The sequence below is a fragment of the Pantoea rodasii genome, assembly GCF_002095465.1.
Classification (GTDB): domain Bacteria; phylum Pseudomonadota; class Gammaproteobacteria; order Enterobacterales; family Enterobacteriaceae; genus Pantoea; species Pantoea rodasii.
Genome location: NZ_MLFP01000009.1, coordinates 88007 through 113049 on the forward strand (window position 1 = coordinate 88007; position 25043 = coordinate 113049).

At 53.7% G+C, this 25043-nt stretch carries 14 protein-coding genes and 4 pseudogenes; 7 read left to right on the forward strand and 11 right to left on the reverse strand.

What is annotated here, in order from left to right; translation table 11 throughout:
* Positions 1-95 precede the first annotated feature (95 nt).
* The 8 genes and pseudogenes from cspE to HA45_RS13530 all read right to left on the reverse strand — a co-directional run bounded on the left by cspE (position 96) and on the right by HA45_RS13530 (position 7727).
* Positions 96-308, reverse strand: coding sequence for a transcription antiterminator/RNA stability regulator CspE (gene cspE / locus HA45_RS13495; RefSeq protein ID WP_100703152.1), 213 nt, complete (start codon positions 306-308; stop codon positions 96-98).
* 754 nt (positions 309-1062) lie between these two features.
* Entirely contained in the window at positions 1063-1911 is an 849-nt protein-coding gene (locus HA45_RS13505; protein ID WP_244563455.1) for an ATP-grasp fold amidoligase family protein, read from the reverse strand.
* Positions 1912-1937: 26 nt separating this feature from the next.
* The gene (locus HA45_RS13510; RefSeq protein WP_244563456.1) at positions 1938-3149 is read right to left on the reverse strand and encodes an oligosaccharide flippase family protein; all 1212 of its coding nucleotides are present in this window, start codon (positions 3147-3149) and stop codon (positions 1938-1940) included.
* Between the two features lie 590 nt (positions 3150-3739).
* A complete protein-coding gene (locus HA45_RS13515) occupies positions 3740-4039 on the reverse strand; it encodes a helix-turn-helix domain-containing protein (protein WP_100703149.1) in 300 nt (99 codons plus the stop codon).
* 2 nt (positions 4040-4041) lie between these two features.
* Positions 4042-4395 (reverse strand): type II toxin-antitoxin system RelE/ParE family toxin, encoded by a 354-nt coding sequence (locus HA45_RS13520; RefSeq protein ID WP_100703148.1) that lies wholly within the window; start codon positions 4393-4395, stop codon positions 4042-4044.
* A 237-nt stretch (positions 4396-4632) separates the two neighbouring features.
* Entirely contained in the window at positions 4633-5121 is a 489-nt protein-coding gene (locus tag HA45_RS28680) for an SGNH hydrolase domain-containing protein (protein ID WP_280174516.1), read from the reverse strand.
* 47 nt (positions 5122-5168) lie between these two features.
* The gene (locus HA45_RS13525) at positions 5169-6533 is read right to left on the reverse strand and encodes an acyltransferase family protein (protein ID WP_280174517.1); all 1365 of its coding nucleotides are present in this window, start codon (positions 6531-6533) and stop codon (positions 5169-5171) included.
* Positions 6534-6825: 292 nt separating this feature from the next.
* Positions 6826-7727, reverse strand: a pseudogene (locus tag HA45_RS13530) (lipid kinase).
* A gap of 221 nt (positions 7728-7948) precedes the next feature.
* Here HA45_RS13530 and HA45_RS13535 point away from each other — a divergent pair.
* Positions 7949-8698: a YoaK family protein gene (locus HA45_RS13535; RefSeq protein ID WP_100703145.1), complete on the forward strand. Its 750-nt coding sequence runs from the start codon at positions 7949-7951 to the stop codon at positions 8696-8698.
* Between the two features lie 75 nt (positions 8699-8773).
* Positions 8774-9403, forward strand: coding sequence for a LysE family translocator (locus HA45_RS13540; protein WP_100703144.1), 630 nt, complete (start codon positions 8774-8776; stop codon positions 9401-9403).
* Positions 9404-9445: 42 nt separating this feature from the next.
* Here the strand turns inward: HA45_RS13540 and HA45_RS13545 are convergent, their stop codons facing one another.
* Together HA45_RS13545 and HA45_RS13550 are read right to left on the reverse strand one after the other, a co-directional pair.
* A complete protein-coding gene (locus HA45_RS13545) occupies positions 9446-9904 on the reverse strand; it encodes a hypothetical protein (RefSeq protein WP_100703143.1) in 459 nt (152 codons plus the stop codon).
* A 191-nt stretch (positions 9905-10095) separates the two neighbouring features.
* Positions 10096-12280: pseudogene (locus HA45_RS13550) on the reverse strand (TonB-dependent siderophore receptor).
* Positions 12281-12556: 276 nt separating this feature from the next.
* Between HA45_RS13550 and HA45_RS29070 the strand changes: the two are divergent.
* The 5 genes and pseudogenes from HA45_RS29070 (at position 12557) to entS (ending at position 23891) form a co-directional block, all read left to right on the forward strand.
* Positions 12557-12790: a hypothetical protein gene (locus HA45_RS29070; protein WP_366557343.1), complete on the forward strand. Its 234-nt coding sequence runs from the start codon at positions 12557-12559 to the stop codon at positions 12788-12790.
* Entirely contained in the window at positions 12787-13839 is a 1053-nt protein-coding gene (gene fes / locus HA45_RS13555) for an enterochelin esterase (protein ID WP_366557344.1), read from the forward strand. Before HA45_RS29070 ends, fes begins: the two co-directional genes overlap by 4 nt.
* 63 nt (positions 13840-13902) lie before the next feature.
* Entirely contained in the window at positions 13903-14124 is a 222-nt protein-coding gene (locus HA45_RS13560; RefSeq protein ID WP_100703140.1) for an MbtH family protein, read from the forward strand.
* Between the two features lie 55 nt (positions 14125-14179).
* A complete protein-coding gene (locus HA45_RS13565) occupies positions 14180-22564 on the forward strand; it encodes a non-ribosomal peptide synthetase (RefSeq protein WP_100703139.1) in 8385 nt (2794 codons plus the stop codon).
* Between the two features lie 69 nt (positions 22565-22633).
* Positions 22634-23891 (forward strand): annotated as a pseudogene (gene entS / locus HA45_RS13570) (enterobactin transporter EntS).
* Between the two features lie 43 nt (positions 23892-23934).
* On the opposite strand, the pseudogene fepB reads toward entS, so the two are convergent.
* Positions 23935-24893 (reverse strand): annotated as a pseudogene (gene fepB / locus HA45_RS13575) (Fe2+-enterobactin ABC transporter substrate-binding protein).
* Between the last annotated feature and the right edge of the window lie 150 nt (positions 24894-25043).

Sequence of the window (25043 nt, forward strand, 5' to 3'; positions counted from 1 at the left end):
CCGCACTTGGCGGGTTTTAATTATTATCAGAAAGCTTAGCAGTTCAGACGCTTGTCTTCATCGCTATTGTTAGCATCAATGATAATGAGTGCAGCTTACAGCGGTGTAACGTTACCGGCTGCAGGGCCTTTAGCGCCATTTTCAATGGTGAAGGAAACTTGTTGGCCTTCATCAAGGGATTTGTAGCTGTCACTCTGAATAGCAGAAAAGTGGACAAACACATCTTTGCTGCCGTCGTTTGGCGTGATAAAGCCAAAACCTTTGTCAGAGTTAAACCATTTTACTAAACCAGTCATTTTGTTAGACATAGATATTTCCTTAATTGATGAGCCACTAATAGCGGCGAAGATGGCCTGTAATGAGAGAGTAACTTATTTGGCACTTAGGAGGAGGCTCATGAAGAAGGATATCTGTGGATAACACTTGAACTGAGGACTGCTTTACTAAAACTGCTTTCATAAGGTCTGTATTCCAAACCGATGGCGTCATTAAGACATAGCGGTATTTAATTAGCAATGCATTTATTTTATTTTTAATCATTTAAACATACAGTTGGCGTAGGACTGTCAGTTTACGATTAGCGAATTTCTGTTCAATGACTGTCAGAATCATAGGACTTCACTCCCATTAAGGTAGTTCCCTTATCCTTAGAGGGTAATCTGTTCAGGTCTCCTGGCTTTAAGCTCATTTTGAGCCAGCATCATGTCTGAGTGGTGCTCGAGGGTTCAGTTGGTGATCGCACTATCTGATGAAGAATCGTTATGATGTTGCGCTCTTGCAACGACAAGATGGCTGGTTAGTTAGTCGGGTAACCGTGGATAATGTATGGCGTACAGGCGACCCTTCCGTGCTCGCGGGCATCTAAGAGTGACCAGATTAGTGCCATTCCCCGGCCCTAAAACTGAGTCAATCCATTAGCATCTCAGTATAAATGGAAGGTGGCGAGTTTTTCATCTCGCCATCATTTATTGTGGCGCACTATCTCGCCCCATGCGGCCGGTGTTTTGTTGCAATTCAAACACCGGCCCTGTTGTGACGAGAAAAACATTCATCACCGTCAATTTATAATTTCAGCTGACTGCCTAAAACCACATCGGCTTCCTGCAAAGTGACATCCAGTCCCGCTGAAGGCGTAAAGGTCAATTCACCAAAAATGACGTTGCCATTCAGAAGATAGAAATCAGCACGGACAAACTTGAAGTCCGAGGCCAATTTAATCGCATATTCCTTCATTTTGATGAAACCATCAGGCATCTCTGGGTAATTATTCCCCTTGATCAGTTCAATGGTATCTTCGAAAGGAAGAGGCTTCCAGTTCATATCAAAATAATAGAACTTAGGCGTACCGCTTTCCCTGCCCAGACAAACCATGACCGCATAAGGCTTGCCATTGAAGCAGTAGAATTTGTAATCTTCAGGAAAACCACCCCGTTCATTCTCGATGTACTTTTCGCATAAAATCTTTCTTTCGATTTTCTTATACTGCGGTTCAATGAAATGGGAGGAAAAATCCTGTCTTAACCACTCGCTGAGCTGCTTGTTAGTTTTTTCAACGTTTAATGATGATTTATTATCGCATATGATGTTATAACCCGCACCATGATTGCATTTAAGCGCAAACTTCTCAGGCAAGGTTTTATAATCAATATCTTGTGGGTTGTCGTAAACACCATAGAGTTCGTTGAGGATCTCACTGCATCCTTTGGATATGACATACTCCCGGACCTTGTACTTATCAGCGCATAATGTGTAAATATCATCATTCAATACATTGAACTTAAGCCATTGTATTTTTTCATTAAAATTAGTCGGATTAGTTAAGTTTAACTTCTTCTTAAACTTAATATAATAGTGAGCTTTAGCACAAAAAACAGGGGAAATGCTCGCGCTCATTTTTAATGCAGATTTCACTGTGTGTTTTATCATTTTCATTAAAATTATCTCGGTTTGAAAATGTTAAGGTGCATTTTGATGATTGTTCTATTTCTGAAAAAGTAGTTAAGTAATGTACAAGACAAGACCTCTACGATCAGAAAACAATATGCAGCGCCATTGATCCCAAAGGCATGAATCATTACCCAGGATAATGGTATTGTTAATATGCAGCATAAGAACATCTTTTTAGCCAGATAATCGTATCCAGATTCTTTTATTATGTATCGGTAGCAAATTGTTCCCAGCAAGGAAAACATTGTACCGATGATGATTATGGGAATTAATTTAACTGCGTCCTTGTATTTTTCGCCATAAAGTAAATGTATAAACCAATCGCCGAAGAGATAAAACCCGCCTAAGGCTACCAGTGAAAAAAGGATGACTAGTCGATTAATTTTAATCAGCAGTTCATCAATGGTTAATTGGTTTTTTTCACTGTATATCTTAGAGAAGAAACTGGTTATCAATGCCAAAACAATGAATGACCAGGCTCCCCCTATGGTTAACGAAACGCTGTAAACGCCTAAGGTTGAGTAAGACAAAACTTTTGCCAAAAATATGCCAGATATCTGCGTATATATATCCGTTGATAAACTGGATAAAATCAAAGCCCCACCGGTATACAACATGTGCCGGTTGTATATGCCTCCTCCCTTACTGCCCATCTTTATTGTTGTGGTGTATTTAAAGTAAATGAGACGCATAAGGTAAGGCACGAGAGGGATTATAATAATGGGCAGCATAAAGTAGTACACTGGCATTTTAAAATATGAAATATAAAACCTAATCAGCAAAGCCAATGAAAGGCCAATGACATTGGTTATCGTGTTTATTTTAGACTTTAGCTGAGTGTTGTTGTAGATGGAAAAGAAGTCCATCACGATGTAATACGTAGCAATGCAGTTAGCCACGCCGAATAAAAATACAATGGGATCTGTGTACAAATACAAATAAATCAACACTGCACTGGATGACAACAGGAATAGTATCCGCCGTTGGTTTTGCGTATGCATTGCCAGTGCGATGCCGGATTTTGTGTTTTCGCTCATGCGTTTGAATAAAATATTTTGAGCGCCAAACCAGGATAACGTTTGTACAAATATAAATAACGAGGTCGAGATACTGATCTTCCCAAAGTTATCAGGCCCAATATACTTTGCCATCAGGGAATTAATATAGATCAACCCAATAATGTTGACTGCCTTTTCCAGCATAATCCATATTGCGTTTGAGTACATATCACATCTCACATATACAGAGTTTGTCGATATCGTTAAAATTGTTAATCAATCCATTTCATTAAGCCAAATGACGTCCTTATGCATGTCGCGTGTATATATTTGTAAGTTTATCATGAGGAGTGGCATCCCTTCAGATTCATTTATGAGCATAAGTATTAGTTATATTTGGTCGTTACTTTGACCGTTTGGATAAAAATAGTGAAGGGTTTTTTATTAATTCAGATTAATAGCAACATCCGTGGAATATTGATTCCACTTATTAATGACGTTTTAAAGCGTGGCGTGATGATATGATGGGAACTAAGGGCGTTAAATCTCAGTAAAGCTTTTAGGATAGGCAATATATTGCAGTAAAATTTGGCACTAAAAATCAGCACAGCTTTTTATATGGTTTTTGAGTATTAGATATAAGGAAAATGAAATATTAATGACATTTTCGATATTAGCGGCAGTGAAAGCGAAGCGTTAGAAATCTATTAGTTTGCTTAAGCCAACTGGGCAGCATTGGTGAATTCCTTTTACTACACTAACGAGGCCCAAACGCCCACATTCTGTTAAATACCTTAAAGTGTAAAATCAACATGTACGCCACCTGGCATATTGACGCCTATTGTCAACTGACCACCCAGCGCCTCTACATAACGCTTCAGCGTTGCAATTTTAAGGTCCTCGCCGCGCGCTTCAATAGCAGCAACTGAAGGCTGCGCGATCCCCATTGCTTCTGCTTGTTGTTTTTGGGTTTTAGCCAGTGATTCTCGCAACTTATACAGTTGTGAATCCAAACGCATCGCAGCAACTTTCTCATTTACCTGCTTCACTTCTTCCGGCGTTAAGCCCGACATCAAATCGTCTAACGTTTTCATATTTAGCCCTTTTTAAGCTGAGTTAAATGTTTCTGAAACTCTTTTTCAGCTTTACGGATCATCGTCTTGTAGAACTTTCTCTCATCCATCCCCTCTTTATTTCCAGCGCAAAGCACTATAGCTTTACGCTTTGGGTCAAAGACGAAGAATGATCTAATTGACCTGCCATTGCTTTGTGTCCTTAGCTCTTTCATATTCGTTATCCTTGAGCCGTAGACCGTGTCGACATAGGGCCGCCCCAGATGGGGGCCAGTTTGTTTAAGCAGATTTAAAGCAGCCAGAACATCAAGTTGCATCGCCCTATCTTGTTCATTAAGCCATGTGGCAAAAGAATCTGTAGTCTCAACATTCCACACAATACATCCCTATAGATTATAGTCTATACAAGGAGGTATATATTACAATCTATAATTATATCGTCATCACGCCTTAACTCTTAATGGTTAACTTCCTGAGCCTGCTCCAGAAAATCATCACCCGATTACGGCATGTTTCAACATGGTGAGAAGCTGCTCTCAATTCTCCCCTCAAAGTGTGGCTGGGGTATATCACCCCAATATCATGAATGCTAATAAGCCATATTTTAGCCAGTGCTAAATGCTATCAATCGTCTTCCACATACCCGCAAACACGTCGCTGAGGTTTTTATTTCCCACTTCAGAAAGATGATTATCGTCGCGATACAGCGGCACATTGTCTTTCGCGCCATAGCAGAAGTGGCTGTCACATAGCCCCTGTGCGGCATCGAGCAAAGTGACATTGGATGACATGGCGGCAATGCTGTTGAGCATCGTCAGCGTATCCTGATGACGAGCTTGATAGTCAGCGCGCGTTTGCTGGACGGCCAGCGCTTTGCCGCGCATGGCATCACGCGACATACGATAAATAACGTCGTAACCAAATTCCGGCACCGGCGTCATGATAAATACCCGGCGATGGCTGGCGAGCTGTTTGACTGCCGCGCCAAAATGCTGTTGATAGGCAGCGATTGAACTGCCGTCCTGCTTGAAACTGTAATTGGGCGTACTGCTACCGCTGCCGTAATCGCCGTGCAGATAGAATGACAAACGATTGATAATCAACACCGATGCTTGAGGGTATTTGCGTTCTATATCAGTTATCGCATTCTTCACAAAAGGCCGCAATCAGGACTGGCGCTGCGTTGGATATCCGGCACGGATGGACATCCTGACTGCGCGATAAACACCACGGAATCGCCCTGATTTGCACTCCCTAGAATGGAAGACAACATCGCGGCGGCGTGGCTATCGCCCAACACCACCAGATTGACTGGACTGGCGTGACCAAAAACGCACTGCGGTGAAGTCGTTCCACTGAACACGAAGCAGTTTTCACCGAGAACAAAGCGTTCCTGTGAATACTGTTTGATGGTGGCAACCACCTGCGGTGCGCGGGAGGGAAAACCCGCTTTGGTCACAATCAGCACACCCACCAGCAGCACCAGTGCCGATTGTCCCAGCGTCACATAGGTTTTCCCGCTCAGCCAGCCCTGCTTGTTTTCTACCAGAACATAGGACGCCCAACCCGCTGCGAGCGACAGCACAATCAGCGATAGCTGGCTAACGAGGGTAATCGGCCAATCGGCCAGATGCCAAAATACCCACAGCGGCCAGTGCCACAGGTAGATTGAATACGACGTTTTGCCGATGTGCTGCACCATTCGGTTAGCCATCCACGGGCTATCCTGCACGTCGGCATGGATGATCAGCGCTGTCAGCATCACGGGGATCAGCGTCATCATGCCCGGCCACGCGGTACTTTCATCGAACCACAGCGCACAGAGAATCAGCCCTAAGATGCCCAGCGGCGGAACCCAACGTTGGCCACTCATGGCTGTTTTAGGGGCCAAATACACCCACCCACCCGCCAGCATCTCCCAGGCACGTGTGGGTAACAGGTAATAAGTTGCCGTGAGATGAAAGTCGGTGGCCACCATCACCAACACCAACCCGAATGACAGCAGCGCAGCGATCCCCATCGCCCAGGCAAATTGCTGACGCAAGAAACGCGCCGTGAACATCAACGCCAGCGGTAACAGCAAATAGAATTGCCACTCGACGCTGAGAGACCAGGTATGCAGCAGCCATTTATAAACGGAACCCGTGTCAAAATAGCCACCCTGCTTAAAATAAACCACATTAGAAATAAAGCTGAGACTGGATATGGCATGCTCTGCCATTCTTTGATATTCATCCGGCGGCATCAGGAAATAACCGACCAGCATTAATATGGCACACAGCACCATTAATGGCGGAATAATCCGTCGGCACCGCGCTGCATAAAACGCCAGTAGCGAAAAATTACGCTTCTTGATACGCGAAAGAATAATGCCGGTCATCAGATATCCTGAGATGACAAAAAACACATCCACGCCAAGAAAGCCGCCGCTGACGCTGGAAAAACCGAAGTGGAACAGGATAACCAACATCACTGCATAGGCCCGGAGCCCATTAATGTCAGTGCGAAAATTCATGGTGAGCGTTCCACGTAAAGGAATATACGTGACAATGTAAAGATTGGAATAAGACCAATCAACATACGTAAATATTATAATGCTGTACTTAATTCATGCACTTTGGACCTGTCCACTGCGCTATTTATCCTGGTTTCTCTAAGAAGGCACGCGAGTTTTCATCGTGTTAACAACGGTTCATCGGCCGATAAAAGGGTAAATGCGGATTTCAAATATTTAAAGTCTGAATAAGAGATTCAGACTAATTGCAAGAGGCGGCTTAGCGCGGCTGATGTCTGTTTCGATGCGGTGCTCAATCGTTATGCGGTGCCAGGACCGTGATGGCTCCGTCAATTAAGCGATAGTGTGCTGGCGTACGACCAATGATTTCTCCATCGGCATTAATGTCATGCGGACGGCGTGTATGCAGGCTAAATTCAGTCCCGCTTAAGGTACGTACACTGCCCCAGCGCCCATGCGTACCGCGACGCAAGGAAGGAAACAGCGCCAGAATTTGCCACCAGTGGCGCACTTCAAGGCTGTAAGCATCCAACCGACCATCATCTGGCGCGGCATCTTTCTCGATGGTCATCCCGCCGCCATAAAAGCGCCCGTTGCCCACCGAAAACTGCACCGTTTTTATCGCTTCCTGTTGGCCATCATGATGCAGCATGGCACTGAACGGTCGACTTTGGCGCAGCAGGCGCAGTGCGGCGAGTGCATAACCCGCCGTACCCCACTTTTCTTTGCGGCAGCCGTGAGGTTTCGCGCCAGGCTGGCGGAGAAACCAACGCTAGAGACATTTAAAAACAGGTGGCCATTAACCTCACCCAAATCGATGCGACGCGTATGACCCGCCACAATGATGTTGATCGCAGCATCCAGATTGAAGGGAATCGCCAGCGTGCGGGCAAAATCATTGGCCGTGCCGAGTGGCAAGATGCCAAGCGGCAAATGGCACTGCATTAACCCCTGCGCGGCCGCATTCAGCGTGCCGTCACCACCGCCCACAATCACCATATCCACCTCATGCTGATGCGCCAGTATCAATTCACTGTAACTGCGAGCGTCATCGTCATGCGGGACGATGAGCGTAAAGCCCTCGGATGCCAGCTGTTGATAGGCCTGTTGCGCCCATTGTGCGCCACGTCGCGCACGACGATTGACCAGCAACAGCGCACGTCGCTGCCCTGGTTGAGCACCACGTAATGTCATGATGAGGTTTTCCCTGAAAGCTTAATGGCAACGGGAAAAAGTAAACAGAGAAAGTCTATCTGGCAATCTTCCTTAGATATCTTTACACCCATAATAAGATTCATCTATATCTGAAAGTTATTAAGATCCTCTTAAGATATTTGTGCTTCACTTAATGATTGGCGAACACCAGATTTGACGCATTGCGTTATCACAATACTCTCAATGAGCAAGGGTGAATTATGCTGATAAAACTGAAGCGAACCAGAACACACGTTGAAGATCGTAATCTCGCCCTGTGCCTGGCTACGTCGGCGGGCTTGTTAAACGCCATGGCCTTAGCCGCATTTGGCTTTTTTCCCTCTCACATGTCCGGCAACATTGCACAAATATCCAGTGATTTGAATGATCTGGACATCCGCAATCTTAAGATCTTTATTGCCATGATCGGGGCGTTTGTCACGGGTGCGGTAGTGGCGCGGATATCGGTCGTACTTGGCGTGATTAACGGACTGCGCACCATTTTCAGCTGCATTCTCCTGGCTGAAGGGGCACTGTTAATTTTGACCTCGTTGTTCGAAATCTATTATTTCTCCTCGAATAACAACGGTGAAATATTGTTATTGTTAGCCTTTTTAATGGGCGTGCATAACTCTACCTCGACGCAACTTTCCAACGGTCGCGTACGTTCAACCCATATTACCGGCACGCTAACAGATGCAGGAATCTCTATTGGTTCGGTGTTCGTCGCATTATTACGCCGCGATCCGTCGAAAAATATTCGTGCCTTTAAGCAACAGCTCAATACCCATCTGGTGACGATTTTCTCCTTCCTCACCGGCGGCATTGTTGGCTTGCTGATCTTTAACGCGCTGGGCTTTGGCTCGTTGATTGGTCCCGGATTAATTCTGGTGGTGATTGCCTCGCTTTCGATCATCTTCACCCTCTATAAAGTGAAGAGCCGCAGCTACGCCAAAGCGGTGCCCTCTTAATGCATTATTCTGCATGGAAATTCTGCGATGCGGGCGTTATAACAGGAGCAGGACAATCCCATCGCAGAGGACAACATGGCGCTTTCACACGAACTGATTCTGATCTACACCACCTATTTTGTTGCCACCGCCAGCCCAGGCCCAAGCAATATGGCGATTATGGGCACGGCGATGAAAAAGGGGCGCGGTGCTGCCCTGGCGCTAGCCAGTGGAGTGATTAGCGGTTCGATGATGTGGGCGTTTCTGGCCGCCTGCGGCGTGTTAACCGTACTGGCGACTTTTGCGCAACTGTTGATTGTGTTGAAAATTGGCGGCGGGTTGTATCTGTTGTGGCTGGCGTTCAAAGCGGGTAAATCCGCTTTACGCCGTCCGGATGCCAACGAATTCATGGCCAGCGGCGACAAGGTCGCATTTGCTAAGCTATTCCGTCAGGGCATTTTGATGCACGTTGGCAACCCTAAGGCGATCCTGACGTGGGTGGCGATCATGTCGGTGGCACTGAAACCGGATGCCGCAGCATCCACCTTGCCCATGATCATCGCCGGTTGTGCCACGATCTGCGTGCTGGTGTTTTGCGGCTACGCGGTGCTGTTCTCTACGGCGATGATGGCGGCATTTTATCGCCGCATTCGCCGCGGGCTGGATGCGCTGCTGGCCTGCTGTTTTGCTGTTGCGGGGTTGAAGCTGGTATTCAGTCGCCATTAACGATAAGCGGTGCTGGCCTGAAGTCAGCACCGCCTACAAGAATCAGGAGTTGTTAGGTGCAGCAGCCTGCGATTCACTGAAAGTAGGTTTCTGGCGCGTCACAGAATAGACCACATTTTTTGGGCCTTTAGTGTCGGTGGTGATATCAACTGATGCAATGGTCACCTTGCCAAAACCAAACAGCGTTTGCACGTAGCCGCCGATCTGGTGTTTCCCCTCAGCAACACGAATCTCTTTGTTCTCACCCTTCTGCAGCAGGCCCGCATCCTGGCCATCGACCGTCAGATAGACGGAAGAACCGTCGTCGGTGCGCGTGATCATATGTGAAACGTTGATCACTGTGGGGCCGCTCTCAAACTGGGAAGGGATGTTGTTATTCTCGATCGGGGCAGCGGCTGGCGCTTCAGCTTGCGCGGTAGCGCTGCTGTCTGCGGCATGGCGTGCGCAGCCGGTGAGCATTAATGCGGCCGTCAGAGCGGCTAGAGTGAAACGCGAAAACATCGTGACGAAAGACCTTTTTCTAAAAGTGATGACGTCATTTTAGCGTGCCTCGCGGAGTGATGACAGTCACAGAAATCCAGTATTTTCCGAAAACCTGCCGCGAAATGTTTCTTCTGATGAATTGCAGCACGGAATGCAAACGTGAAGATGCGCTAAAAGGGCGTCCTGAGAGACGCCCCGACTTTTTAGGGTTACCAGCTGTAGCTAACAGACGCCACAATCGAACGACCGCTGCCGTAGAAACAGGCGCTGGTGTTGCTGCACGAAGCAACGTAATGCTTGTCAGCCACGTTGTTCACGTTCAACTGCAGCGTGGTGCCGCGCAATGAATTCGCTGCTTCTCCGAGTTCATACTTCGCCATCACGTCATACAACGTGTAGTGCGGCACCTTATCCTGACCGATGGAGTCCGCCCATGCGGTGCCGGTGTAACGCACGCCGCTGCCGAGTGTCAGACCGCTCAATGCACCGTCGAGGAAGCTGTAGCTACCCCAAGCTGATGCGGCATGACGTGGAATGCTGGAAGGGGTTTTCCCCACCTGCGCAGCGGTGTTGCTCTCCTTGGTTTCAGCATCGGTAAAGGTATAAGCCGCCATCACTTTGATTTCCGGCGTGATCTGCGCATGCGCTTCGGTTTCGATGCCTTTGGACTTCACCTTACCGATCTGCTCGTTGTAGCCCAGCTCACTGTTGTAAGAGGTGATGTTTTCTGCGTGATATCAAACGCGGACACCGTGAACACCGCATCCCAACCTACAGGCTGATACTTAATACCGATTTCCGTCTGCTCGCCGGTGGTCGGCGCGAACGGATCGCTGCCAGGTGCGCCAGTGCTCAGGTTCGGCTCGAACGAGGTGCTGTAACTCACATACGGCGACAGCCATTATCGAAGGCGTACAACAGGCCCGCACGACCGGTGAATTTGCTGTCATTCTGCTGCGTGGTGGTGTTCTCAATGCGATCCTGCGTGCGCACTTCTGCCCAATCCTGACGCCCGGACAACAGCAGGTTCCACTTATTCCACTCCAGCTGATCCTGCAAATACACGCCAACCTGATCGAGCTTTTTGCGCGTGCTGGTGTTTAACGCCAGATCGCTCTCGTTGATCGAGATGCTGGTCGGGTTCGCCCAATCGAGAATGTACTGGTCACCACTGTCGCGCCACAGTTTGTTATCGACATCGCTCCATTTGTAATCCAGCCCACCCAACACGGTATGCTCAACGTTGCCCGTATCGAAAGTGGCTTTAACCTGGTTATCAATGCCCAGTTCTTTGGACTTGATTTTGTCATGCTGCGGACGACGATTGATCGAGTGATCGTTATCTGCATCAAAGGTGTACACCAGATATTTGTACGACTCATCCATGTTGCTGTAACGCATATTCTGCGTGAAGCTGATGTTGTCGTTGAAGTTGTGCTCGAAGATATAGCCAACTGAAGTCTGCTCACGCTTGGCTTCGTTAAAGCTCGGATCGCTGACGTTGAAATCGTAAGGAATATACCCCGCGCTGGTGTTAAACAGCGTGCCGTTGGCCGGCAGGAAGTTACGGTATCCGGCTTTTGGCTCGTTCTGATACATGGTCAGCAAGGTGAAGCTGGTGTCCGCGTTGGGCAGCCACGTCAGCGCTGGAGCAATCGCCATGCGCTGCTGTTTGTTATCTTTTACGAACTCATGTTTGGTGCTGGCTACGCCGTTCAGGCGATAAAACAGCGTGTTGTCATCATTCAGTTTGCCGCCGAAATCAAACGCCGCTTCGCCCAGGTGTTGATTACCGGTGCTGAGCTGCACTTTATTGATGCTCTGCGCCGTAGGACGTTTGCTGGTCATCGCGATTAATCCACCGGGGTTGACCTGCCCGTACAACACCGAAGCAGGACCGTGAATCATCTCCACGCGTTCCAGTAACCAGGGATCGATCTGCCCTGCCGCGCCCGCCTGGCCGGATAAGCCGTAGCTCAGTCCATCGAGGAATTTTGGCGCATAGCGGAATCCGCGCGCGATGATTTCATCGTTACGGTTCGAGTTGCCGCGATAGTTGGTCAATACACCGCTGGTGTAGCTCAGCGCATCGGCAACCGACGCCGCGGCCTGGTCGTCCATCTGTTGACGCGTAATCACCGAAATCGATTGCGGCGTTTTACGCAGTGGCGTTGACGTTTTGGTTCCAGCGGCGCTCTCTTTCGCCACATAGCCTTGCAGAGGCGATGTCACGCTTTCACGCGTATCCGCATTAACGGTAATGGTCTCTTCAGCCGCAACGCTGAAGGCGGCCGGTGCCACCAGCAGAATTGAGGCCAGTGACAAGTGAAGACGGGAGAATCTGAACGGAAGTGCCACAGCAGGTATTGCTGAATTTTTTGCTTTAACGGACATAGTTGCCATCTCTATTTCAAACTGCCTTGTCGATGAAATAATCCGTCCATCTCCCTTCACCCAGCGGCGAAAGCTGTAACGGATTGAAATATAACTTCCTCTCGCAAAACGCGGCCCTGAATTCCCCTTGAACACCACTCTCAGAATAATCATCTGAAAAATAGGGGATTTATCCGGCGCAAAAATAATATTGCAAATGTAAATCGTTATCAATAGCATTTGCATTACGTTTATTAATGTAAAGTCTTTGAAGAAAATGTGGAGAGAGATTGCAGAATGTTTCTCAGTGACGCAGAACAAATGACGCAAATCTGGTTGCCCTCTGGAACAGTTGCCCAGTGGTTGCAGCAGCACGATCTGGGCAGCCATCGCTGGTGGGAACAGCTTCATACCGCGGGTACACCGGTGATTGAGCATGAGGCGGAGGGTGAAACGCGCATGCATTTCTTCTGGCGCGACCCTGAGGGTCGTTCCGAGTTATCTGCTACTAAAAAGTCTATATCGATATAAATGGCGTCACCGACCATCACAGTCAGGCCCCTGAATCCCTCACACGCGTGGGCGACAGCGATGTCTGGCATTGGTCGACCTCGATTGAATCCGACTGGCGCGGCAGCTATAGCCTGATTCCGGTAACGGATGACCATTTACCGCCACTGTTCTGTGGCAGTGATGAGACCTGCCGGGTGCTGCAACGCAAATGGTGGATATCGCTGATGCCGCTGGCGATCCCCGACATGCTGAACCCGTCACCTCCGTTTCTGAGCAGCCGCCGCTTTGCGCTGAGCAATGCGCATATGCCCAACGCACCGGATCAATCCGCCTGGCAACAGCTGGATGCCGGTTTAGCCGACACCTGGCCGGATGGGCTGCAAACTTTGCAGTGGCACAGCGAACTGCTCAACGTCACGCGCAACGTCTGGCTTTACACCACCGGAAAAACCGCGCAGCCGGAGCAGCGTCCGCTGGCGATTCTGCTGGATGGGCAAAACTGGGTGTACGGACAACCTATTTTTAGCGCCCTCGATCAGAGCACCGCAGCAGGTGAACTGCCGCCCGCCTGCTGGTTATTTATCGACGTGATCGATAGCCAGCATCGTGAGGTTGAGCTGCCCTGCAACGAAACTTTCTGGCTGGCGGTGCAACAGGAATTGTTACCGCTGGTGCGTCAGCATGCGGTGTTTAGTCACGAGGGCAGCCGCACGTTGGTGGCCGGCCAAAGCTACGGTGGCCTCGCCGCGCTGTATGCCGGGCTGCACTGGCCACAGCGTTTTGGCCGCATCCTCACGCAATCCGGCTCGTTCTGGTGGCCGCACCTGCAATACATCCGCGATTACACCAACCGTGAACAGCACGCTCCGGGTCTGCTGTTGCAGCGTTTGCAGGACAACGCCCTGCCCGTCGGCAAGCTGAAGATTTTCCAGGAAGTCGGCGATCGCGAGCAGGACATGCTGTTCGTTAATCAACAAATACGTCCCGCGCTGCAAGCCGCCGGCCATGAACTGTTTTCCGCTGCTACGCCGGAGGGCATGACGCGCTGTGCTGGCGCGGCGGCTTGATCGACGGCTGCCGCTGGCTGCTGGCCGATTTTCTCTCTGACCCAACCTCAAAAGGTAACCACCATGTCTGAACAACAAAATCCGTTTGATAACGACGCGCTCGATTTTCTGGTGCTGATCAACACACGGCAGCAGTACAGCCTGTGGCCCGCATTTGCTCAGGTGCCTGCGGGCTGGCAAAACGTGGCGGGACCACTGCCGCGTGCCGCAGCGATTGAATACATCGAAACACACTGGCAGGACATGCGACCAGCGACGCAACAGACGTCGTCCAGCGCACATTAATTTTTCGCTTTTTTAACTTTTCCTTTTTTCGATTTTTTTAGACGGGAACATTCCTTTGGCATCGTTAATCACGCATTCACCTGCGTATCCTTTGGTGGCGGCTCAGCCCGGCATCTGGATCGCGGACGCTATTGCGCAGCAGCGCAATCAATTTACCGTGGCGCACTACAGCGTGCTGCACGGCGACATTAACCGCGCTGCGTTGGACAGCGCCATCCGCCAGACCATGGCAGAAGCCGATACGGTGCAGGCACGCTTTGGCCTTGATGATAACGGTGAACCCGCGCAGTGGTTTGGTACGCAGGCGCTGGTGCTGCCGGAGTGGCATGACTTCAGCCAGCGCGCAGACGCCAGCGGTCAGGCACACAAACTTATGCAGGCCGATCTGCGCGCTGAACTGGCCGCTGATGGCGACAAACCCTTGTATCGCCACGTGTTAATGCGCGTGAGTGATGGCAGCTGGTGGTGGTATCAGCGCTATCACCATCTGCTGGTCGATGGCTTTAGTTTCGAGGCGCTGGCACAGCGCGTGGCGGCAATCTATGCCGATCTGTGTCGTGGCGAGCAACCCTCACCTTCACCCTTCACGCCGTTTAGCGAAGTGATTGAGGAGTACCAGCAGTGGCATGCATCCCCGGCCTTTACCCGTTCCGCCAGCCACTGGCAGACCTATGCGGCTGAACTGCCTGAAACCTTATCGCTCTCCTGTGAAAGCGTACCGGATGCCGACGATCGCCCAATCAGCTGCCACGTAGCGCTCCCCGAGTTGGCGGCGTTGCGCCAGCACGCTGCATTCCATGATTGCAGCGAAGGCGATATCGTCAGTGCCCTGCTGCTGGCTTATCTGGCGCGTATGAGCGACAGCCCGCGCTTGTCGATTGGCTTCCCGTTTATGCGCCGCATGGGCTCGGCGGCGCTGACGGCGTTGGGGCCGGTGGTTAACGTGCTGCCGCTGATTTTTGACATCTCACAGCAGACCGATCTCGTCACGCTGGTGCAGCAGGTACAGGCGGAAATCCGTAAAGCCCGCCGTCATCAGCGCTACGAAGCCGAACAACTGCGTCGCGATCTGGGTTTGGTCGGCAGCAGCCAACAGCTCTACGGGCCCGTGATTAACGTCAAGGTCTACCATGATGATCTGCAATTCGATGGCATTCCGGCGGCAACCCACACCTTAGCCATGGGCCCGGTAGACGATATCGAGTTTGAAGTGGGCTTCCGCGATGGCGCATTGCAGTTAACACTGGTGGCTAACCCTGCGCGCCATGACGCACACATGTTACAGCGTCACGCCGATCGCATTCGTCACCTGCTCGCGCAGTTCACTGCACAACCCGAGGCTACTCTGGATACGCTGGCGATCATTGCTCCGGACGAGCAGGCGGATTTACAGCGCTGGTCAACTGGACCGGAATTCACCCCGCCAGCGGGCGCGACCACTATCGTGGATATGCTGCTGCAACGCACGGCACAAAGCGCAGACCTGACTGCGGTGGTCTGCGGCACACAGTCGCTGACCTATCGCCAACTGGCCGATCGCGCCATGCAACTGGCACATATGCTGATTGCGCGTGGCTTGCGAGCGGACGACGTGGTGGCGATTGGGATTCCGCGCTCGGTTGATTCGCTGGTCGCCATTTTTGGCGTGCTGGCCAGCGGCGCGGCCTATATGCCGCTGGATCTCGACTATCCGCGCGAACGTCTGGCACTGATGTGTGACGATGCGCAACCCGCGCTATTGCTGACTCATTCAACGACGCTGGCACAGATGCCAACACTGTCTGCGCTGTGTATCGATCAGTTGGAGAGCGAACTGGCGGCACAACCGGCCAGCGTACCGAACGCCTCACTGTGCGGCGACGATCTTGCCTACATGATTTACACCTCCGGCTCCACCGGCCGACCGAAAGGCGTGATGAGCACGCATCAGGGACTGCTGAATCTGTTCCTGTCTCATCGCGAGCATCTGTTTGGACCGGCGATTGACCGCTTCCACGCCAGCAGCCCGCGCCGCATGCGTGCCGGTCATACGGCGTCGTTCTCGTTCGACTCCTCCTGGGAACCGCTGTTCTGCATGCTGATGGGCTGCGAGCTGAATATCTTCGACGAAGAGCTGCGCCGAGATGCCTGGGGTTTGATTCAGCAGATGAACGCGGTGCCGGTCGATCTGCTGGACATCACGCCGTCATTTTTCTCTCAAATGATCGACAGCGGATTACTGGAGGCGGAAAACCATCGCCCTGCGTTTGTCATGATTGGCGGTGAAGCCGCCACGCCGACGCTGTGGAAACTGATGCAGCAACAGCAGCAGATGGAAATCCACAACTATTACGGCCCGTCTGAGTACACCATCGATACTCTTGGTGCCAGCGTGCTGGCTTCCCCACAGCCGGTGATTGGCCGTCCGGTGGGCAACAGCCAGGTTTATCTGCTCGACAGCCAACTGCGCCCGCTCCCAATTGGCTGCACCGGTGAACTCTATATTTCAGGAACAGGCATCGCGCGCGGCTATCTGCGCCGCCCGGATCTGACGGCCGCCCGCTTTGTCGCTAACCCCTTCCGCGATGGCGAGGTGATGTATCGCAGCGGCGATGTAATGCGCTGGCGTCAGGATGGTCAGCTGGCGTTTATCGGACGCGTTGATCACCAGATCAAAGTGCGCGGTTTCCGCGTCGAGCTGGGTGAAATTGAAAACGCGCTGGTGGCGCTGCCCGAAGTCAGTACCGCAGTGGTGATCGCCGAAGTGATGGGTGCCACTCACCGTCTGATTGGCTACTGCTCGGTACAGGATGATGCCCTGCGCGCCGATCCGCAGATCAGCGCCCGCTTACTGGCGCAGCTCGGCACACAGTTGCCCGACTACATGCTGCCCGCAGTGCTGATGGTGCTGGATGATCTGCCGCTGAATGTGAATGGCAAAATCGACCGCCAGGCGCTGCCGAAACCGCAGCAGGCTCAGCAAATGCAAAGCCGTGCTGCGCGCACCCCGCAGGAAACGTTGATTTGTCAGGCGATGGCGAGCCTGCTCGGACTGGAGAGCGTCGGCGCGGAGGATGACTTCTTCTCACTCGGTGGTGACAGCATCTCGGCGATGGGCCTCAGCACCGCCGCGCGTCGCGCCGGATATCTGCTGCGCCCGCGTGATATTTTCGCTGAACGCACCGCCGCGCGCATGGCGCAAGATCTCGCCCCGCTGGCACAACACAGCCCGCAATCTCGCGTGTCACAACAGGGCGCGATTGGCGGTCTGCCGATTCTGCACGGGTTCCATGCGCAGGCGGGCATCAACGCGCGCTTCGCTCACGGCGTGCTGCTGTCGGTGCCACCAGAGCTGCAACTTTCGCATCTGGAACAATTGGTTGAACAGCTCGCCAACGCGCATCCGGCGCTCGATGCCTTCACGCGTGATACGCAGTTAGTGGTGGGCGAAGCGCTGCCTGCACGTCCTGCGCGCTGCCGTGTTATTGAAGTGCAAGAGCGTGACCAGGCCGCCGAGTTGGCCTTCCGTGACGATGCAGCACGCCTCGATCCGGCAGCCGGATCGTTGCTACAGGCCACCCTGCTTCAGCAGCAGGGCGCGAGCTGCGGACTGGTCTTAACGCTGCACCATCTGGTGGTGGATGGCGTGTCATGGCGCGTGTTGCTGGATGAACTGCAACAGGCCGGTGATGCACTGCTAAGCGGTGCGCCCATCACCTTGCCCGCCGAAGAGACCTCGCTGCACGACTGGTCCGCTACGCTGCTGGCCAACCTGGCGTCACGCGCCAGCGAAATGCCGTTCTGGCAACGCATGCTGGAACAGCCGCTGCCTGCGCTGGGTGAACGTGCATTAACCGGCAGCGAGCGTGCCTTGCATCAGCGCACCGTGCTGGATGCAGCCACCAGCTCTGCCTTGCTGAACATTCTGCCACAGCAGTTCCGCGCTACCAGCGAAGAGTTACTGCTTACCCTGCTCTCGCTGGCACTGCGCAGCATGAACGGCAGCTTGCTACAACGCGTGACGCTGGAGTCCCATGGTCGTGCCGAATTGCACGATCATCAGGATCTGGCGCGCACCGTAGGCTGGCTGACGGCGGAGTTTCCTGTGCTGGTCACTTTGCCAGACACGGTAGGCCTGAATGACAGCGTGCGCGCGGTGAAATCCGCGCTGCGTGCCGTGCCGGATCGCGGTATCGGTTACGGCCAACTGCGCTGGCTGGATGCCCACCGCAGCATCACCCTGGCGAAACTGGCCGCCGACCATGCGCCACAGGTGCTGTTTAACTATCTTGGCCGCTTTACCCAATCCAACGGTCACTGGTCGCCCCAGCGCACGGCGCAGCAGTTCCGCGACACTTTTGCGGTGATTCAGGACGATGCCATGCCGTTACAGCATGCACTGGAACTCAACGTGTTTGTGGATGACCAGCAACTGGCGCTGAACTGGAGCTGGGCGGAGGGCGTTTTGCATGCCGATCAGATTCAGCAACTGCATCAGGCAATGGTTTTGGGTGCACAGCAACTTTGTCAGTTCGCGGAGCAGCAGCCACAGCAGGCCGCCAACACGCGGGTGGCAGCGGAGATCAATCTTGAAGGTGTTGATGATGCCGTGCTGCAACAGCTGCGCGCGCGCCACGGCGCCTTCAGCCATGTACTGCCGCTGCTGCCATTGCAGAAAGGATTACTGTTCCACGCACAGACCAGCGGCGCGCGGGGTAGCTATAACTCACTGACGCGTTTGACCCTGAGCGGTGATGTGTCGGCAGCATCGGTGCAGCAGGCGCTGAATCATGTGTTGCAGCGTCATCCGCAGCTGGCTGCGCGTTTTGACAGCGAACTCAGTCTGCAACCCTTGCAGTTGCTGCCGGAAGGCGATCTGCATTGGCCACTGCAGGTACTGGCAGTCGAGGATATGGAAGCCGCTGAACAACAGGCGCTGTCACAGGATCTGTTCCAGCAAACGGTGATGTTGCAGGCCACGCTGATCCCGCATCGCGATGAAGCGTACTGGACGCTGCTGCTCAATGCGCATCATCTGGTGGTGGATGGCTGGTCAACACCGGTGATTCTTAATGATTTGCTCGGCGCGCTGCGTCAGCAGCCATTGACCGCCCAGCGCACTCATTATGCCGACATCGTGCGCCAGCTCAGTCAGCGTGATGTGCATCAGGCACGCCAGCAGTGGCAGGAATGCCTGCGCGAGGTACGACCGACGCTGCTCTATCCCAACGCCGCCGACAGCACCGTTGAGGAAAAACGCATCACGCTGGATGCCGCACTGGAACGCGAACTGTATGCGCTGTGCCGCGCACGCGGTTTGACCCTCAACACCGTAATGCAAGGCCTGTGGGGCATGATGCTGTCGATTGCCAGCGGCCAGCAGGACGTGGTGTTTGGCGCACCGGTTTCCGGGCGTTTCGGTCAGATTGAGGGCATCGATCAACATGTCGGTCTGTTCAGTAATACGCTACCGGTGCGCGTGCGTTTTGACACTCAGCGCCCGTTGCTGGAACAGTTAGCAGAACATCAAAATCAGCAGATCCAGCTTATTGAACAGGATTGCCTCGGGCTGGCAGAAATCCAACAGCTGGCCGGAGCGGGCACCCTGTTCGATACCCTGCTGGTGGTGGAGAACTATCCTGACAATCAGACCTTACTCGACGCCAACGCGCAGGTGCGCTGCGAAGCGATCCACAACCGTGGCTATACCCATTATCCGTTGACGCTGCTGGTGCTGCCAGGTGAACAGTTGACGCTGTTAATGGAATACCGCGCCTGCGTCACCGATGCCGATCGTCTGGCTGAACGCCTATTGCTGCTGTTACAGCAACTGGTGACCACACCGGATCTGCCGTTAACGCAGTGGCGTTTACAAACTCTTGCCGAGCAATCGCTGCTGGAGTGGGTGAATAACACCGGTGTGCAGCTGGAGAATGAAACGCTGCAACAGGCCATCGCCCAGCAGGCCGCGCGCACACCGGATGCGCTTGCGCTGTGCGATATTGAGCATCAGCTTAGCTACCGCGAAATGCAGCACCAGGCTACGCTGCTGGCCGATCGACTGATTGAAGCGGGCGTGATGCCAGGCGATATCGTTGCCGTTGCCTTGCCGCGCTCAGTTCGTCTGAGCATTGCGCTCACCGCCATCTTGCAGGCGGGCGCGGCCTGGTTGCCGCTGGATATTGGCTATCCCGATGAGCGTCTGGCGTACATGGTCGATGATGCACGTCCGTGGGTAGTGATCACCGAGTCAACGCTGGAAAGCCGTTTTGCAAGCTTTGGCACCCTGATGATGTTCGATCGCCTTGCCAGTGAGCAGGCGGTGGCGCGTCATACCTTGCCCAAACCCGATCCACAGCGTCCGGCTTATGTGCTATACACCTCAGGATCGACCGGCAAGCCAAAAGGCGTGGTGGTCAATCAGCGCGCCATCGTTAACCGCTTACGCTGGATGCAGGCCAGCTATCCACTGCGCAGCGACGATGTGGTGTTGCAGAAAACGCCGTGCAGCTTTGATGTTTCGGTATGGGAGTTTTTCTGGCCATTGATGACCGGTGCACAGCTGATGATGGCGCCGCCGGATGCTCATCGCGATCCGCAGACGCTATGGCAGTTGATAGACGATTATCAGGTCACGACACTGCACTTCGTTCCGTCAATGCTGGCCGCCTTTGTCGGGCATATTAGTGCGCATACCGATCGCGCCTGTGCCACGCTGCGCCGTGTATTTTGCAGCGGTGAGGCGCTGGCCTGCGATCTGGCGCGCAGCTATCAGCAGGTGATCGCGGCACCGCTGCATAACCTGTACGGCCCGACCGAAGCAGCTGTGGATGTCACCTGGCAACCCGCCAGCGGCAACGCGCTCGACGGGTTGAATGGCCCTGGCGTGCCGATTGGCCGCCCGGTGTGGAATACCCAACTGCATATCCTCGATAACCTGCTGCGCCCGGTGCCGGTTGGCGTGCCGGGCGATCTCTATCTCAGCGGCATCCAGCTGGCGGATGGCTATCTGCATCGCGCCGATCTTACCGCGCAACGCTTTATTGCCGCCCCGTTTGCCGATGGCGAACGCATGTATCGTACCGGTGACATTGCCTGCTGGCGCGAGGATGGCGCCGTGGAGTATTTAGGCCGCAGCGACGATCAGCTGAAAATGCGCGGACAGCGTATTGAACCGGGTGAAATTGAGCAGGCGCTGGTGGCATTGCCGGGTGTGGCGCAGGCGGTCGTGGCCGCGCGCAACCTGACACAGCAGGCAACGGCGGGCGTCGATAACCGTCAGCTACTCGGCTGGCTGGTAGCACAACCGGGCGTGGTACTGGATATCGAGCAAATTAAACAGCAGTTGAGCACCCGCCTGCCAGCCCATATGCAACCGGTGAGCTATCTGCTGCTTGACGATTTGCCCCTCAGCGCCAACGGCAAACTGGATCGTAAAGCACTGCCGATGCCACAACGCAGCGCGCAGCCGGGCCGTATGCCGGAAACCCCTCATGAACGGGTGCTGGCAGAGCTGTTCCAGCAGTTGCTCGGTTGTGAACAGGTGTATGCCGACGATGATTTCTTTGCGCTGGGCGGTCATTCACTGCTGGCGATGCGACTGGCGGCAGAATTGCGCCGTCATGTGCCGCAGCCGGTAAGTGTCGGACAGATCATCGCCGCACGCAGTGTGGAGAAACTGGCGGCGCTGTTGTCAGGCGATGCCAGCGACAGCAGCGGCAACGGGGAACGGCTACCACTGCGTGCCGGTCAGGGCCCGACACTGTTCTGCATCCATCCGGCATCGGGTTTCGCCTGGCAGTACAGCGCACTGCTGCACTATCTCGACGGTGATTTCCCGATTATGGGGCTGCAATCGCCGCGTCCTGCGGGCGTCATCGCGACCTGTGCCAGTGTCGAAGCGATGTGCGATCGCCATCTGGCCGCGATTCGCGAGCAGCAGCCGCACGGGCCTTACTTCCTGCTGGGCTACTCGCTGGGCGGCACGCTGGCACAAGGCATTGCGGCACGTCTGCAGGCCAGTGGCGAAACCGTGGCTTTCCTTGGCCTGCTGGATACTTACCCAGCTGAAGGTCAGGACTGGCGCACGCCAGATGCTGAGGAAGCGGAACAGGAAGTGGCACGCGAACAGGCCGAGTTTATGGCCGCCACCGAAGATGAGCGCGATCCGCTATTGCGAGCAGAGAAAGCCGCGATGTTTAGCACCATCGTCGCCAATTACAAGGACGCCGTTGCCCGGCTGGCAGAAGCGCGCACGCCGCGCTATGCCGGTAAAGCCACGCTGTTTATGGCAGAGAAAACCCTGCCTGCTGGCATGGATGTGCCCGCCACCTGGAAACCGTTTGTCTCAGATCTGGAAATCTGGCCGCTGGATTGCGAACACGCTGACATTTTGTCTGCGACTTCGCTGAAAGCGCTGGGTCCGCTGATCAACCGGTTGCTGTCTGAGACTCGATCTTAACCCGGCCTTTGGCCACTTAATGTGGGCGCACTGATGTGCGCCCCTGCTCGTTTTTAACAATGGATATTTATGGCTAAGCCTTCAATTTTTCTTGATTTCAGCCTGCTGAAAAACAATGCCGCCTTTCGCGCTATCTTCTGCGCGCGCATGCTATCCGTATTTGCGCTGGGCATGCTGGCAGTGGGCGTGCCGATCCAGATTCAGGCTATGACCGGCTCGACCTTACAGGTCGGCGTGGCCGTGATGCTGGATGGTATCGGCATGTTTATCGGCCTGCTGCTCGGCGGGGTGCTGGCAGATCGCTACGATCGCCGCAAACTGATCCTGTTTGCGCGCGGCACCTGTGGTATCGGGTTTGTGCTGCTGAGCCTGAACGCATTCAGCCCAGCCCCCTCATTGTGGGCGCTCTATTTCCTCGCCTTCTGGGACGGATTTTTTGGTGCGCTGGGTATGACGGCACTGATGGCGGTGATTCCGTTAATTGTGGGACGCGAGCATCTGGCGGAAGCCGGCGCGCTGAGCATGTTAACCGTGCGACTGGGTGCGATCCTGTCACCCGCGCTGGGCGGTATGATCATCGTGGCGGCCGGTGTTGGCTGGGCCTTTGCCGTGGCCGCCATCGGTACGCTGGCAACGCTGATCCCCCTGGTGCGGCTGCCCGCGATGAAACCGGAACAGCAGGAGCCTGAACACCCACTGCGCGCGCTAGCCAGCGGCATTCAATTTGTCTGTCGGCACAACGTGGTGGGTGCCGCGGTGCTGGTCGGCTTGCTGCTGAGTATGGTGGGCGCGGTGCGCATCCTGTTCCCGGCGCTGGCACAAGCCTGGCAGGTTGATGCCTCGGCGCTCGGACTGATGTATTCCGCCGTACCGCTGGGTGCGATGATCGGGGCATTCACCAGCGGATGGGTGCGTCAGCTGTCACGGCCTGGTCTGGTGTTGTTGATTAGCGCACTGGCCGCCTTTGGCTGTATCGCTTCTTTAGGGCTGTATAGCCAACTGATTCCGGCGTTGCTGGCATTGGTGGCTTATGGCTACAGCAATGCCATCGCTTCTCTGCTGCAGTTCATTCTGATTCAGCACCATACGCCGGACGCTTTGCTGGGCCGAGTCAACAGTTTGGGAACTGCGCAGGACGTGACTGGCGATTCGCTGGGTGCGCTGGGGCTGGGTGCATTAGCACGCATGCTGACGGCGCTCAACAGTGTGCTGTGGTTTGGGGGGCGTGGCCGCGGGTTTAGTGCTGCTGGTCGCGCTGGCCGCACGCGGTTTGCGCACGGCACAGCTACATCATGAACCACCGGCCACTGAGCAAGCCGCTGCTTAGTGCACGAATTGCCGTTCGATACTGCCGAGTATATTGCTGCCGATTAGTGCACGAACTGCCGTTCAATACTGCTGAGCATATTGCTGGCGCTATAGTAATCGAGGCGGAAAGTATCGTTACCCATGGCAAAAATGTCCTGATGCTGCACAGCGGGTAAATGTGCGAGGAAGGGATTCTTCGCCACCTGCGGCACCGTTTTATCATCGGCGGCGAACAGTAACAGCGTATTGCCGGTGACGCCATCGGCCATCGTCTCGCCGTTGAGTTGGATGATGTCGTTGCGTTTGCCCATGCTGGTACTGCCCTGCAGGCTGGCAGGCGGCATCGCCAGCGTAAAGCCCAACGCTTTCAGTAACTCTCCCTGCGCCGAAGCTGGTGTCCACACATTCATGCCGCGCCCATCTTCGTAATAGACAATCGCCGAGGTGGGCTGCGGCGGCAGTGTAATCCTGCTGCGCAGTGTCTCGACGCGTTGGTCAAACTGCGCGATCGCCTGCTTTGCCTCCGTTTCGTGCCCAGTAATATTCCCCAGTTGCAAGGCCAGCGCCTGCCAGCTCTTATCGCCGTAATCAACTACCAGCACGGGCGCGATAGTTTTCAGCTGATCGTAGAGTTTCAGCGCGGAATCGCCTCCGGTGGCGGCGATGACAATCAGATCTGGCGATTCGGCCGCGATGGCTTCGGCGTTGGGCTGACTTACATACAGCGGCTTAACGTGACGGGCTTTGGCGATCTCCCCCCACTGGGTAAAGAAGCCTGGGCATCGGACACGCTGCTGTTGCGACTGGTGGCGCCAGAACCAATCAGCGGCGCGTTAATCGCTAATAAGGTGCCGCTCAACGTCACGCTGGTGGAGACAATGCGCTGCGGTGGCTGCTGTAAGGTGAACGGCCCTTGCGGAGTGGATATCGTGCGTGGCCAGCTGGCAGAGGTTTCAGCGGCGGTCGCCAGGTTGAACGCGGAAATGAAGCAAAAGAGTAAAGCCAGAACGGGCAAACGCATCAGGTTATCCATCACTTGATAATTGAGAATGGATATCATTATCAAAATAAGGATGGGGTGCAAGTGGATTTGCTGGCGAGGGGCTGATGACGGGTGGCGATGAATGATTGGTGGTTGGTGGTTGGTGGTTGGTGGTTGGTGGTTGGTGGT

Excerpts from the sequence above, each read along its gene's own strand:
- HA45_RS13545 (WP_100703143.1), bottom strand. The coding sequence starts at position 9,904 with ATGTTTTCGCGTTTCACTCTAGCCGCTCTGACGGCCGCATTAATGCTC.
- HA45_RS29070 (WP_366557343.1), top strand. The coding sequence starts at position 12,557 with ATGTTTCTCAGTGACGCAGAACAAATGACGCAAATCTGGTTGCCCTCT.
- HA45_RS13560 (WP_100703140.1), top strand. The coding sequence starts at position 13,903 with ATGTCTGAACAACAAAATCCGTTTGATAACGACGCGCTCGATTTTCTG.
- HA45_RS13535 (WP_100703145.1), top strand. The coding sequence starts at position 7,949 with ATGCTGATAAAACTGAAGCGAACCAGAACACACGTTGAAGATCGTAAT.
- cspE (WP_100703152.1), bottom strand. The coding sequence starts at position 308 with ATGTCTAACAAAATGACTGGTTTAGTAAAATGGTTTAACTCTGACAAA.
- HA45_RS13540 (WP_100703144.1), top strand. The coding sequence starts at position 8,774 with ATGGCGCTTTCACACGAACTGATTCTGATCTACACCACCTATTTTGTT.
- HA45_RS13525 (WP_280174517.1), bottom strand. The coding sequence starts at position 6,533 with ATGAATTTTCGCACTGACATTAATGGGCTCCGGGCCTATGCAGTGATG.
- HA45_RS13510 (WP_244563456.1), bottom strand. The coding sequence starts at position 3,149 with ATGCTGGAAAAGGCAGTCAACATTATTGGGTTGATCTATATTAATTCC.
- HA45_RS13515 (WP_100703149.1), bottom strand. The coding sequence starts at position 4,039 with ATGAAAACGTTAGACGATTTGATGTCGGGCTTAACGCCGGAAGAAGTG.